Below are 13,355 nucleotides of genomic sequence, written 5' to 3' on the forward strand. Positions count from 1 at the left end.
AACTGAAACATCTAAGTACCCGGAGGAAGAGAAAGAAAAATCGATTTTCTAAGTAGCGGCGAGCGAAAGGGAAAGAGCCCAAACCAGGAACTTGTTCCTGGGGTTCGGGCGGACATAACCGGATAATAGGAAAGTTGAAGAGAGCTGGAAGGCTCCGCCAAAGAAGGTAAAAGCCCTGTAGGCGAAAGCCGAAAAATCCGAGTCCGTACCAGAGTACCACGAGACACGAGAAACCTTGTGGGAATGAGGGAGGACCACCTCCTAAGGCTAAATACTACCTGGTGACCGATAGTGAAGCAGTACCGTGAGGGAAAGGTGAAAAGAACCCCGGAAGGGGAGTGAAATAGAACCTGAAACCGTGTGTCCACAACCGATCGAAGCACTTTAACGTGCGACGATGTGCTTTTTGTAGAACGAGCCAGCGAGTTACGGTATGCAGCAAGGTTAAGCACTTAAGGTGCGGAGCCGGAGGGAAACCGAGTCTTAATAGGGCGGGAAGTTGCATGCTGTAGACCCGAAACCGAGTGACCTATCCATGGCCAGGTTGAAGCGGAAGTAAAATTCCGTGGAGGACCGAACCACGTTGGTGTTGAAAAACCATGGGATGAGCTGTGGATAGCGGAGAAATTCCAATCGAACTCGGAGATAGCTGGTTCTCCTCGAAATAGCTTTAGGGCTAGCGTCGTGAATGAGTAGTGGAGGTAGAGCACTGAATGGGATAGGGGCTGACAACAGTTACCGAACCCTATCAAACTCCGAATGCCATATACTTGAATCACGGCAGTCAGACTGCGAATGATAAGGTCCGTAGTCAAAAGGGAAACAGCCCAGATCATCAGCTAAGGTCCCAAAGTGTAAGTTAAGTGGAAAAGGATGTGGGATTTCTAAGACAACTAGGATGTTGGCTCAGAAGCAGCCACTCATTTAAAGAGTGCGTAACAGCTCACTAGTCAAGAGGTCCTGCGCCGAAAATGTCCGGGGCTAAAACTTACCACCGAAGCTATGGACCCGAAAGGGTGGTAGAGGAGCATCCTGTACGGATTGAAGCAGCACCGGAAGGAGTTGTGGACTGTACAGGAGAGAGTATGCTGGCATAAGTAGCGAGAAATAAGTGAGAATCTTATTGGTCGAAGACCTAAGGTTTCCTGGGGAAGGTTCGTCCGCCCAGGGTTAGTCGGGACCTAAGCCGAGGCCGAAAGGCGTAGGCGATGGACAATCGGTTGATATTCCGATACCGCAGTCATGCGTTTGACAGATGGGATGACGCAGAAGGATAGGATGTGCACACTGTTGGATGTGTGTCTAAGCACTGAGGCAGGTAGAGCTGGAAAATCCGCTCTATCAATGCTGGGGTGTTACAGGGATCCAATTTTGGAGAAGTATCCGATTTCACGCTGCCAAGAAAAGTCTCTATGGAGCAGGGCTGCGCCCGTACCGCAAACCGACACAGGTAGGTGAGGAGAGAATCCTAAGACCATCGGAAGAATTGTTGTTAAGGAACTAGGCAAATTAACTCCGTAACTTAGGGATAAGGAGTGCCCCGAAAGGGGCCGCAGAGAATAGGCTCAAGCAACTGTTTATCAAAAACACAGGTCTCTGCTAAAGCGAAAGCTGAAGTATAGGGGCTGACGCCTGCCCGGTGCTGGAAGGTTAAGGGGAATACTAAGCCGCAAGGCGAAGGTATGAACTTAAGCCCCAGTAAACGGCGGCCGTAACTATAACGGTCCTAAGGTAGCGAAATTCCTTGTCGGGTAAGTTCCGACCCGCACGAATGGCGTAATGATTTGAGCACTGTCTCGACAACAAATCCGGCGAAATTGTAGTGCAAGTGAAGATGCTTGCTACCCGCGATTGGACGGAAAGACCCCGTAGAGCTTTACTGCAGTTTAGCATTGAGTTTCGGTATTGTCTGTACAGGATAGGTGGGAGGCATGGAAACCAGGGCGCTAGCCTTGGCGGAGCCATCCTTGGGATACCACCCTGACAGTACTGGAATTCTAACCGGCGGCCATCACCTGGTCACGGGACATTGTTAGGCAGGCAGTTTGACTGGGGCGGTCGCCTCCAAAAGAGTAACGGAGGCGCCCAAAGGTTCCCTCAGAAGGGTCGGAAATCCTTCGAAGAGCGCAAAGGCATAAGGGAGCCTGACTGCGACACATACAGGTGGAGCAGGGACGAAAGTCGGGCTTAGTGATCCGGTGGTACCTCGTGGGAGGGCCATCGCTCAACGGATAAAAGCTACCTCGGGGATAACAGGCTGATCTCCCCCAAGAGTCCACATCGACGGGGAGGTTTGGCACCTCGATGTCGGCTCGTCGCATCCTGGGGCTGAAGTAGGTCCCAAGGGTTGGGCTGTTCGCCCATTAAAGCGGCACGCGAGCTGGGTTCAGAACGTCGTGAGACAGTTCGGTCCCTATCCGTCGCGGGCGCAGGAAATTTGAGAGGAGCTGTCCTTAGTACGAGAGGACCGGGATGGACTGACCTCTGGTGCACCAGTTGCTCCGCCAGGAGCACAGCTGGGTAGCTATGTCGGGAAGGGATAAACGCTGAAAGCATCTAAGTGTGAAGCCCACCTCAAGATTAGATTTCCCACAGCGTAAGCTGGTAAGACCCCTTGAAGAACACGAGGTTGATAGGTCAGAGGTGTAAGCATGGTGACATGTTAAGCTGACTGATACTAATAGGTCGAGGGCTTGACCAAATAAATTATGATACTGCTGTGCAATTTTCAGGGAATAGAATGATCCCTTGAAAACTACATAATCTGGCGGCAATGACGTGAAGGCAACACCCTTTCCCATTCCGAACAGGCAGGTTAAGCTTCATAGTGCCGAAAGTACTGCAGGGGAGGCCTTGTGGGAGGATAGGTAACCGCCAGGTAAAGTTTTATGGATCTTTAGCTCAGTTGGTTAGAGCAACCGGCTCATAACCGGTAGGTCTGGGGTTCGAGTCCCTGAAGGTCCACCATATGGGGGTATAGCTCAGCTGGGAGAGCATCTGCCTTGCACGCAGAGGGTCAAGAGTTCGAATCTCTTTATCTCCACCATTAAGAAGTGACTAATATATTTATTAGTCACTTCTTTTATTTTAATAATAAAAGAAGTGATGTACAATTGTTTTCATATAGAATAAGACAATTTTATTGGGATTTATTTTCTAAAATGACTGATGAGGATTTAAAATTTGCGCAGGAGGTTTTAAATTTAAATGAATTAGATTTGTTTAAAAAACTATCTATATCTGAACAAAAACATTCAGTAAGAGTTGCCTATGATGTGAGAAGAATTTGTCAAAGAGAAAAACTGGAAAGTGATGAACTTTTGAAAGCTGCTCTTTTGCATGATATAGGAAAAATATTTAAGAGGCTTAATATAATTGACAAATCTTTATTTGTTCTTTTTGATAAATTTTCATTCGGAAGTGTAAGAAAGCATTTTGCAGATGATTATAGAATATCAAAAATAAGCGTATTTTATAATCATCCTTCGCTTGGTGCTTGTATTTTAGGTAAAATAGGATGTAGCCCGCGTGTAATTTATCTTGTTAAGAATCATAGCAATAAAAATATTGAAGGTGATAGACAGCTTGATATACTTCAATACTGCGATAATACAAATTAATGGCAATTATATGGTAATTTTAATGCAGACTGTTTTGTCTTTTATGATATAATTGTATTTAGGCTATGTTTTTGAATTTGGAGGTAGATATGAATGCAATTCAAAGAAGAGATAATATAGAAAGTATACTTACAATTAGTACAAAACCTTATAAAGGTCATATTCTGGCAGAAAAGCTTGGAGTTACGAGACAGGTTATAGTAAGGGATATAGCTATTTTGAGAGCTGAGGGAAAAAATATAATAGCTACACCTGAAGGCTATCTTATACCAAAATCTCAAAGCAATAAAATAAAGCAGGTTATAGCAGTTTCTCACAAACCTGAGGAAATGGAAGATGAATTGCTTATAATAGTTAAGTTTGGTGCGGTAATTGAAGATGTTATAATAGAACATCCTATATATGGTGAAATTAAAGGTATGCTAATGATAAAATCACTTTATGATGTTAAGAATTTTATAAATAAAGTTAATGAAACTAAATCAGAACCTCTTCTGGTTTTAACAGGTGGCATACATCTGCATACAGTTTCTGCTGACAGCCTTTCTATTTTTGAGAATATAAAGCGTGAACTTGGATTGAAAAATTATTTAATATCCGATTAGAATACATTTATAGTATAATGTTTCAAATATATAAAAAAAGAGGTGAATTGTATGAAAAGAAAAAAAGTCATAAGCTTGACAGTATTGGTTGTTATATTGGCTGTTATATTTACATTCTTGAGCAGAATTGTTAATCTTATAGTCAATATTGAATGGTTTAGTGAAGTTAAATATCTTTCAGTTTACTTTACACAGATAAAAGCTATGTTGAAGCTTATGATACCTACTTTTATAATATGTTTTTTATGTATATGGTTCTATTATAAAAGTATTAAATTAAGTATAATGAAATATAGACGTGTTATTGAAGTGAATAAGAAAAAGGAAAATATTCAGAAAAAGATTGCTTTGTTTATTGATATTATAATATCGATTTTCGTTTCTTATGGATTTTCTTCAATATATTGGTATAGAATCTTGCAATTTACGAATTCAGTACCTTTTAATACCAAAGATCCTATTTTCCATCTTGATATATCTTTTTATGTATTTAGATTGCCACTTATCGAATCAATTTACAATGCTTTTGTAAGTCTTATTGTTTTTTTGATGGTACTTACCTTTCTTGTCTACATATTCTTGAATATAAAGGATAAGTTTCTTACAGGAGAGGATTTTAGAAAAAACTTTAAAAATGGATTCAGTGGAATTGACATAAAAAGTGGTATTACGAGATTCGCAGGCAAACAGCTTGCAGTTCTTGCTGCACTTATAATGCTCTGTGTTGCAGTTGGCTATGCTCTTAGAGCGATTAAACTGGTATATAGTACAAGAGGAGTTGCTTTCGGTGCAGGTTATACTGATATTCATGTAAGTCTTATCTTTTATGGAATAATATGTATAGTGTCAATAATATCTTCTATTGTTATATTTATAAATGTAATGAAGTTGAAGATAAAACCTATAGCTGCATCTATAGCTATAATTATAGTTCTTGTGGTAGCTGAAAATGTAATTGCAACAGTGATGCAAAACTTTGTTGTTAAATCCAACCAGAAGACATTTGAGCAGCCTTATATAAAAAATAATATTGATTATACAAGGAAAGCGTTTAATATTGAAAACGTAGATGCAGTTCCATTTGAAGTTAAAGATACGCTTACTCAAAACGATATAAAAAACAATATGGACACTATAAATAACATAAGAGTAAATTCATATGAACCTACTCTTGAGTTTTATAATCAAGTTCAGATTATAAGATATTACTATAATTTTAATAATATCGATATAGATAGATATAACATAAATAAAAAACTTACACAGGTATTTCTTGGTGCCAGAGAGATAAACAGCAGTTCTGTAGATCCACAAACATGGCAGAATAAACATCTTATTTATACACATGGATATGGAGCTGTAATGAATAAGGTTAACTCTGTAACATCTTCAGGACAGCCGAATTTTGTTATAAAGGATATGCCTCCTCAGAATTCAACAGATATAAAGATAGATGATCCAAGAATATATTATGGAGAAAATACGAAAGACTATGCAGTAGTTGATACGAAAATAAACGAATTTGATTATCCAAAAGGCAGTGACAATGCAACAAATAAATATGATGGTAGTGCTGGAATAAAAATGAACTTTTTTAACAGACTACTATTTTCATTAAAGGAGAAGAATATTAATTTCTTGCTTTCACGTGATATAAATAGTGAAAGTAAAATACTTATAAATAGGAGTATAAAAGAGAGAGTTGAAAAAATAGCACCTTTCTTGAAATATGACTCTGATCCATATATGGTTATAAGTGGTGGGAAATTGTACTGGATACTTGATGGTTATACTACATCTGACAGATATCCTTATTCACAACCTCAAAGCAATGGAGTAAATTATATAAGAAATTCTTTTAAGGTTGTTGTAGATGCTCTTAACGGAACGACTAATTTTTATATAGTTGATAAAACTGATCCTATAGTTGAAAGTTATTCAAAAATATTTCCCGGGTTATTTAAGAATGTAAATGAATTATCTTCAGATTTGAGGAGTCATTTTAAATATCCTGAAGATTTATTTACAATACAGTGTAATGTTATTGGAAAATATCATGTAACTGACCCTAGTGTATTTTACAATGGTGAGGATATATGGGAAGTAGCCAAGAATCAGAAGGAGGTCAATGGACAAAAAAGTTCTATGAATTCACCTTATGTGGTTATGAAGCTTCCGAAAGAGAAAAAGGAAGAGATGATTCTGATCCAATATATGAATATAAGAAATAAAGACAATATGGCAGCGCTTTTTGGTGCAAGAATGGATGGAAATAATTACGGAAAACTTGTATTGTATAAATTTCCACCTGAAAAAACGGTATATAGTCCGTATTTGTTTAAACAGCAGCTTAATCAAGATACTACAATATCACAGCAGCTTTCGCTTTGGAACAAAGATGGTTCAAATGTGCAGTTTGGTGATACTATAATAGTGCCTATAAATAATTCGCTTTTATATATAGAGCCTGTCTATTTAAGAGCCAGTGGTAAGGATAGTATCCCTGAAATGAAAAGGGTAATAGTTTCATATGGTGATAAGATACTGCTTTCCCAAAATATTGATACGGCAATGTCTGAAATGTTCAATTATAATCAGAATAATTCAGAAGAAACTAAAAGTGACAGCAATAAACCTCAAAATAAAGGTTCAACTTCAAAAGATCAATCACAAAAACTGAAACAAATCCGGGAGTTATATGACAATGCTATAAAATCTCAGAAAGATGGTGATTGGTCGAAATACGGTGATTATATAAATCAACTTGGGAAATTAATAAATGAATTGAACAATTAGTAAAGTAAAAGGCTGTCTATATTTTATTAGGCAGTCTTTTAAATTCCAAATAATATCTATGATTAGTCAAGGAAAGGTAATATAATATAGTTGTTGATATAAACTAAATTTGTTTCTTTGAAAGGAAGTTTATACTATGGATTATGATGTACTTATTTTAGGTGGAGGTATTGTTGGATGTGCTACTGCCTATGAGCTTTCAAAATATAGTTTAAATATAGCTCTAATAGAAAAGGATTATGATATAGCGGATGATGTTGCTCTTATAAATTCATGTGTTGTTTATGATGGCTCAGATTGTCAAAGTACATTGATTTCAAGATTGGAATCAATGGGAAATAGTATCATAAGGGAAATTGCGCCTAAGTTCAATATAAATTTTAAGCAGAAAGGTTATCTTATAATTCCTGACAATGAAAATCAGCAGGATAAGATACCAAGTATGTATACGAGAGCAGTAAACCACGGAATAAAAAATATAAATATGTTGGATAGAAAACATATTAAAAGTTTATATCCTGCCTTTAATATGGAGTCAGGTTTATATTCTCAAAATACAGGTATTATATCCCCGTATGATCTGGCAATAGCCTATGGAGAAATAGCATTTGATAATGGAGTTAATTTTAAGCTTGGTGAAGAAGTGATTGATATAGAACCTATGGCAAAAGGGTTCAGAGTCATAACAAATAAAAACAAATTTACATGCAGTATGGTACTTACTACTATACCAGGTGAAAATTATAGTATAGGAAATAATCACAGTAAGTCAAGAAACAAAAAATATATATATTATTTTTTTATAGATAATATTGGGGAGTTTTATAAAAGCGATGATATATTGTCTATATTGATAGGTCATAATAACAAGATATCAATCATTCCTACTGGAAATAATCAGGTAATGGTAGAGATAAGCAGTCAGAAGGATATTAGCTATGAAGCTGGAATAGGGCTCATAAAAAAATATATAGGGCAAATTGATGAAAATAATGTAAGTATATTTTATAAATCGAAATACTATGATGACGAACTTATTATAGATGACAGTTTAATTGATAAAGGTTATATAAAAGTTCTTGAAAAGCATAAGGGGCAGATTACAATAACTCCGTCTATTGCTAGGATTATTTGTGAGACTATAGTAAATAATTTTAAATGTACCCGCAAGAAGGATTTTGTTGATAAGAGAAGAGAATTTTATAGGTTTAGAGATATGACTAATGATAAAAGAAATGAAATTATAAAAATGAATAAGAAATATGGAAAGGTCATATGTTATTGTCAGAAGATAACTGAAGGTGAAATTATAGATGCTATAAGAAGGCCACTTGGCGCACGTACTATAGAAGGTATAAAGAGAAGAACAGGTGCATCCTCTGGAAAATGTATGGGGTCCCAGTGTATGTATAAGGTCGCTGGTATACTTTCACGCGAGATAAATAAGAGTATGATAGATGTTGTAAAGGATTCTAGAAATTCAAATATAATACTTGGAAGGGTAAAGGAATTTGATAGTATTTAAAGGGAAGGGATATTTTTGAATATTTATGACGGCAGCGGGGATGGGTTAAAAAGTAGCGAATGTGAAACAGGTGTATTTACATCGATAGTGAGAATAGAGGGAGCGGAATGTAATGTTATACCTGTAAAGAGTATAAGAGCTATAGATAAGGATTTATGGATAGAATGTTCAAAGGCGCTTAGCAGACTTCATATAGGTGCACCTGTGAATATGGGGGATATTATATGCAAAAATCTGCTCAACACTGGAGTTGATATAGTTGCAACAAGGACTATATACAAGAAAAAATATTGAGGATTAAGCACTATTGATTAAAATTATTTGACTATGGATTATATATATAATATAATTAGAAATGATGTACGTATGGATTTAATTAATTTTGCGTCAGTAGCTCAGTTGGATAGAGCAGTTGGCTACGAACCAGCGTGCCGGGGGTTCGAATCCTCTCTGACGCACCATAAACCGTTGAAAATACTAAGTTTCAGCGGTTATTATTTTGCTCATTTTTAGAAAATTGTCCCCATTTTGTCCCCAAAGTTTTTAATAGATATTTATTTCATGTTGAATATGGAATTTATTTTATCAATTGCTTTGAATTTTTCAGGCGGCATGACGTGAGTATAAATATTAGCGGTTATATTTATATTGCTATGGCCTAATAACATTTGAACTGTTTTTAAAGGTACACCATTTTCAAATAGACGTGTAGCAAAAGTATGTCTCAAGCTATGAAATTTTTTATATGGTATATTGTATCTTTTTAATAACCTTTCATAAGAACGTCTTAAATTGCGTGGATCTGTAGGCAAACCTAATTCAGTACAGAATACGTAATCATTTTTTGTATATGCTGATCCTGCCTTAATTCTCTCTTCTTTTTGCTGCAATCTATGTTTCTTTAATATTGGCACTAAGTTTTCAGGGAAAGGAATAGTTCTTACGGAGTTTTTAGTCTTTGGAATTTGTTCTATAAGGTGATACTGCCTCTTGTTACCTTCAATAAGTGTTACACCCTTTATTGCCCGTTTAACTGATAAAGTGCATTTCTCAAAGTCTATATCACTCCATTTAAGGCCTAGTATTTCGCCTTCACGTAATCCAGTACCTAAGTCCAGAAGAAACAAAGCTTTTAATCTATGACCCTGTACTGCATTTATAAACTGATTTTGCTGATCTAATGTAAATACAGTTATATCATCCTCTTTGTTTTCATCTACGGAATTGCTTTCAGGTATAGTTATAGATTTCCCTACACAGTAATTTCTTACAATGTACCCTTCATTAACGCAATAATTAAAAAAAGCCTTAAGTAATTTATTTAAGTTTCTGATTACACTGCTGCTTTTACCTGAATTAAATAGATCATTGTAATAACGCTGTATATCAAGTGATTTAAGGTCTTTTAACCTTATAGGGTATAATGGTGAATTGTTGACATAAAGTCTGTAAACGCCCTCATATCGTTCAAAAGTAGAAGGCTTTACGGTATTTTTAATCTTTTCAAATAGCCATAATTTACATACATTACCAAGGGTAAGTTTATCGTAGTCAGTGGCTAGACCTGCATTTAATCCATTTTTATATTTTTCTAGCTTATTCTCAGCATCTTTTTTACTTTGGCCATAGAATGTTTTTCTAATTCTTTTTCCATTGGAATCTCTACCTAGATCAACACGAAGTCTATAATATTTTTTACCGTTACGGATACAGTTTGTTTTATTTGCCATAGTATCACTTCCTTTCAATCCATAATTTTTTGGTATGAGGTGGGCAGAAAATTCTGCTGTCCTTTCATTTAACAATTTTTAGTTTAAACGACATTTCAAATGTTACTTAAACCATTTTATGTAAGCACGGATTTTAAATCCGACCTTTGAGTTATCCAATATTTGCTACCCTATAATATCGGAGTACGAATATCATACAACGAATTTCGTCGAAAGCAGTTACACCTGAGTTTATCGGATAATTCCGAAAAACCTATAACAAGGTAGCCTTTAACGCCCTAGTTATGCAATTCGCCTTTAAAGACGAATACGATATTAGCGTAGTCGCAGGGTATCATTTCAAATGTAATCCTTATGGAAAATTTAGGTTTACTCATTTGAAATGAGAAAACTTAATACTAAGCTCAAAAGTGAGTTCAGTATCCCTCAAAGTGAGGTATACTTATTGATATATTTTGTAATTTATTAGGTTTATGCGTTTCAAACGTAGAAACCACCACCATTTGGTTGGCCTAGTTCAAATTGAACGGAGTGCCGTATATTTGACGGTGGGAAATCCCATGTTCAGAAATGCAAATTTCGGACAGCAGGAATACTATTTATGTTGTTCATCATGTACAGTTTTATTTCTTAAATTCTTTAAATATAATATTTCTTTTTCAATTTGAACTTTGGTTTTAGGGAATATATCATCAGAGTAATTCTTTATATCATCATCAGAATAATCAAGCTGTTTCAATAGTTCCTTGAATGTCTTAAATGCTGCATAGTCTTTATCAGTGTAATTTTGTAAACCTCCAAAGGCATCAGAATTATTCATAAGTTCAAGTTGCTTATAATCGTCAATACTTTTTATATCTTTATCATCTAAAAATGTATAATTGGCCTTTTTATATAAATTTGAAATATTTTTATCAAATGGTTTTTCAATATGTAAATCGTTTAGAATATTTAAATATGTTTTATATCGATTTTTAGCATCATCAGGGAAAATATTAAATGCCTTTTCTTTGTCTTTAATTGGCAATATTGTTCCTACAGTATTATCAAATTTAAAAAAACAAAATCCTAACTTATTGAGTATTTTTTGATTTGAATCAAAATCATTATATGGCAACGTAGAATTTACGTATTTTTTAATTAATGAATAATAATCAAGTTTTGTATTTTTTTTATAAAAATTTATTATTTCATTATAAAAGTTATGAGGATGGAAAATAATTTCTTCGATTAAACTACTTTTCATTAATTCTAAATCATTGCTACGAGTTAATTTTTCTAGTGGATCATAGTGGATATCAGCATAAATTGAACAACTTATTAAGTCAATATATTTAAATGGGGCATAAATTGCAATAAGTTTTAAATCTTCTAAAGTAGGTAACTGTTCTCCATTGACTATTCCGTTTAATCTTTTTATATCAATTTTAGTTAAATTAGATAGGTCTTCTATGTTTGATATTTTAGCATCATTTATATGATCATTAACATAATAATATAGCTCTTTAGTTATTGGTGATAACTCATCCTCACATACTTTTACTAAGTATTCTAGTGATACATTAAATATTTCGGATATTTGAATTAATGTATCATGATCTGGTGATCTATCACCTATTTCATATCCTGATATTGTTGGCCTACTTTTATGAAGTTCTTTAGCTAACTTTTCTTGAGTATATTTTTTGTTTTTTCTTAGAAATTTAAGGATATAGCCAAATTCCAAGTTAATCACCCCTATAAAATTGTAACATATAGCGAACAAAAAATAAACAAACAAATAATTAGTTAAAAAATATCGTACAAACCTATTGAAAATGTTCGTCAATGAGTCTATAATAAAATTAAAGTTCAGTTAACGAACACAAATAAACATATAAGGAGTATGATTTTAATGCTAGAAGTTAATCAAAATAAGTTTTTATTAGCATTAGCAAAAGCTGGAATGACAACCACAGATTTAGAAGCCAAGGCTAAAGTAGGAAGGACTACTATATCAAAGATTGCAAATGGCAATACTAAAATAAGACCGGCATTAGTGGGCAAGCTTGCCAAAGCTTTAAATGTTGATGTAGAACAGATTGTTGATTTTAAATAGTGAGGAGGAATAAGATGTTAAAGTTTATACCACCAGATGATTTGAAGAAAATAGACAGGCTGTTAAACAAATAGGAGGTGTGATTATGGACAAACCAATAAAGAAAAATAAACATGAAACATTGAACAGTCAAGAAGTAGCGAAGATGGTAGGGAAAAGACATGATAATTTAGTTAGAGATATTGATGGTTATGTTAGTATTTTAAGTCAAAACTCAAAATTGAGGACTGATGATTTTTTCATAGAAGATAGCTATACAGCAGGCACAGGGAAAAATTACAGATGTTATCAAGTTACTAAAATGGGATGTGATTTTATAGCCCATAAGTTGAATGGAGTTAAAGGGACAGCTTTTACAGCAACGTATGTAAAAAGATTCTATGAGATGAAGCAAAAACTAATTGAGGTTAGACTAAATTATAGGGTTAAACGTGAAATATCAAAAATTGAAAGGAGGTCTTTGACGGACAGTATAAAAGAACTTCCACCGTCTCCACATAAGGAATTTAAATATAAACACTACACAGATTTATTTTATAAAATAATCTTTGGTAAAAATGCACAACAATTAAGGGCACAATTTGGAATAACTAAAAAAGAACACTTGAGAGATTACTTTACACCTAATGAACTTCACAGAGTAACAATGTTAGAAAAACAAGCTGGTACATTGATAGATTTGGGCCTATCGTACCAGCAGATTAAGAAAATATTAATCAATAAGTATTGTATCACGGCGTAAGGGGGATTGTAAATGGAAGAATACAAGGTTTTACAGAGTAAACCAAGCCCTAAGAAGGTGATGGATATTGACGAGTTTAGAGCTGAATATGAGTTAGGAAAGTCGGCGGCGTATACCCTGGCTCACAAAAAGGGGGCACCTGTAATATTCAATGGCCGCAAGATATTATTTATTCGTAGCAAAGTTGATGAATTCATGGAGAGTTTAATTGGGAAGCAAATATAAGATACAGAATTTTC

Annotated in this window: 10 protein-coding genes, 3 tRNA genes and 2 rRNA genes; 13 read left to right on the forward strand and 2 right to left on the reverse strand. The window is 34.9% G+C overall.

What is annotated here, in order from left to right:
• The 10 genes from AC4CVH_RS14235 to AC4CVH_RS14280 form a co-directional block, all read left to right on the forward strand.
• Positions 1-2,701, forward strand: a 23S ribosomal RNA gene (locus AC4CVH_RS14235); the annotation flags it as partial.
• Positions 2,702-2,763: 62 nt separating this feature from the next.
• A 5S ribosomal RNA gene (gene rrf, locus AC4CVH_RS14240) occupies positions 2,764-2,880 on the forward strand.
• Between the two features lie 10 nt (positions 2,881-2,890).
• A tRNA-Ile gene (locus tag AC4CVH_RS14245) sits at positions 2,891-2,967 on the forward strand.
• Positions 2,968-2,970: 3 nt separating this feature from the next.
• Positions 2,971-3,046 (forward strand) — tRNA-Ala (locus tag AC4CVH_RS14250).
• 115 nt (positions 3,047-3,161) lie between these two features.
• Positions 3,162-3,620 (forward strand): HD domain-containing protein, encoded by a 459-nt coding sequence (locus tag AC4CVH_RS14255; RefSeq protein WP_490788411.1) that lies wholly within the window; start codon positions 3,162-3,164, stop codon positions 3,618-3,620.
• Between the two features lie 89 nt (positions 3,621-3,709).
• The gene (locus AC4CVH_RS14260) at positions 3,710-4,225 is read left to right on the forward strand and encodes a transcription repressor NadR (RefSeq protein ID WP_490788412.1); all 516 of its coding nucleotides are present in this window, start codon (positions 3,710-3,712) and stop codon (positions 4,223-4,225) included.
• Between the two features lie 51 nt (positions 4,226-4,276).
• Positions 4,277-7,021, forward strand: coding sequence for a UPF0182 family protein (locus AC4CVH_RS14265; protein ID WP_490788413.1), 2,745 nt, complete (start codon positions 4,277-4,279; stop codon positions 7,019-7,021).
• Positions 7,022-7,157: 136 nt separating this feature from the next.
• Positions 7,158-8,546: an NAD(P)/FAD-dependent oxidoreductase gene (locus tag AC4CVH_RS14270; RefSeq protein ID WP_490788414.1), complete on the forward strand. Its 1,389-nt coding sequence runs from the start codon at positions 7,158-7,160 to the stop codon at positions 8,544-8,546.
• Between the two features lie 15 nt (positions 8,547-8,561).
• On the forward strand, positions 8,562-8,840 hold the full coding sequence (locus tag AC4CVH_RS14275; protein ID WP_490788415.1) for a DUF1667 domain-containing protein: 279 nt from the start codon (positions 8,562-8,564) through the stop codon (positions 8,838-8,840).
• Positions 8,841-8,930: 90 nt separating this feature from the next.
• Positions 8,931-9,007: transfer RNA gene (locus tag AC4CVH_RS14280), tRNA-Arg, on the forward strand.
• Between the two features lie 93 nt (positions 9,008-9,100).
• Here the strand turns inward: AC4CVH_RS14280 and AC4CVH_RS14285 are convergent.
• Both AC4CVH_RS14285 and AC4CVH_RS14290 read right to left on the reverse strand, forming a co-directional pair.
• The gene (locus AC4CVH_RS14285) at positions 9,101-10,276 is read right to left on the reverse strand and encodes a tyrosine-type recombinase/integrase (protein WP_490788416.1); all 1,176 of its coding nucleotides are present in this window, start codon (positions 10,274-10,276) and stop codon (positions 9,101-9,103) included.
• Between the two features lie 595 nt (positions 10,277-10,871).
• The gene (locus tag AC4CVH_RS14290; protein WP_490788417.1) at positions 10,872-12,002 is read right to left on the reverse strand and encodes a helix-turn-helix domain-containing protein; all 1,131 of its coding nucleotides are present in this window, start codon (positions 12,000-12,002) and stop codon (positions 10,872-10,874) included.
• 168 nt (positions 12,003-12,170) lie between these two features.
• On the opposite strand from AC4CVH_RS14290, the gene AC4CVH_RS14295 reads away from it, so the two are divergent.
• The 3 genes from AC4CVH_RS14295 to AC4CVH_RS14305 all read left to right on the forward strand — a co-directional run bounded on the left by AC4CVH_RS14295 (position 12,171) and on the right by AC4CVH_RS14305 (position 13,341).
• Positions 12,171-12,374 carry a helix-turn-helix domain-containing protein gene (locus AC4CVH_RS14295; RefSeq protein ID WP_490788418.1) on the forward strand — a complete coding sequence of 68 codons (204 nt, stop codon included), beginning with the start codon at positions 12,171-12,173 and terminating at the stop codon, positions 12,372-12,374.
• An 85-nt stretch (positions 12,375-12,459) separates the two neighbouring features.
• The gene (locus AC4CVH_RS14300; RefSeq protein WP_490788419.1) at positions 12,460-13,116 is read left to right on the forward strand and encodes a Rha family transcriptional regulator; all 657 of its coding nucleotides are present in this window, start codon (positions 12,460-12,462) and stop codon (positions 13,114-13,116) included.
• A gap of 12 nt (positions 13,117-13,128) precedes the next feature.
• Positions 13,129-13,341 (forward strand): helix-turn-helix domain-containing protein, encoded by a 213-nt coding sequence (locus AC4CVH_RS14305; RefSeq protein WP_490788420.1) that lies wholly within the window; start codon positions 13,129-13,131, stop codon positions 13,339-13,341.
• Positions 13,342-13,355: the final 14 nt, after the last annotated feature.

Source organism: Clostridium pabulibutyricum, assembly GCF_058242705.1.

Bases quoted from the DNA above. Each gene is read 5' to 3' on its own strand.
- AC4CVH_RS14255 (WP_490788411.1), top strand. From the start codon at position 3,162: ATGACTGATGAGGATTTAAAATTTGCGCAGGAGGTTTTAAATTTAAAT.
- AC4CVH_RS14260 (WP_490788412.1), top strand. From the start codon at position 3,710: ATGAATGCAATTCAAAGAAGAGATAATATAGAAAGTATACTTACAATT.
- AC4CVH_RS14265 (WP_490788413.1), top strand. From the start codon at position 4,277: ATGAAAAGAAAAAAAGTCATAAGCTTGACAGTATTGGTTGTTATATTG.
- AC4CVH_RS14270 (WP_490788414.1), top strand. From the start codon at position 7,158: ATGGATTATGATGTACTTATTTTAGGTGGAGGTATTGTTGGATGTGCT.
- AC4CVH_RS14285 (WP_490788416.1), bottom strand. From the start codon at position 10,276: ATGGCAAATAAAACAAACTGTATCCGTAACGGTAAAAAATATTATAGA.
- AC4CVH_RS14295 (WP_490788418.1), top strand. From the start codon at position 12,171: ATGCTAGAAGTTAATCAAAATAAGTTTTTATTAGCATTAGCAAAAGCT.
- AC4CVH_RS14300 (WP_490788419.1), top strand. From the start codon at position 12,460: ATGGACAAACCAATAAAGAAAAATAAACATGAAACATTGAACAGTCAA.
- AC4CVH_RS14305 (WP_490788420.1), top strand. From the start codon at position 13,129: ATGGAAGAATACAAGGTTTTACAGAGTAAACCAAGCCCTAAGAAGGTG.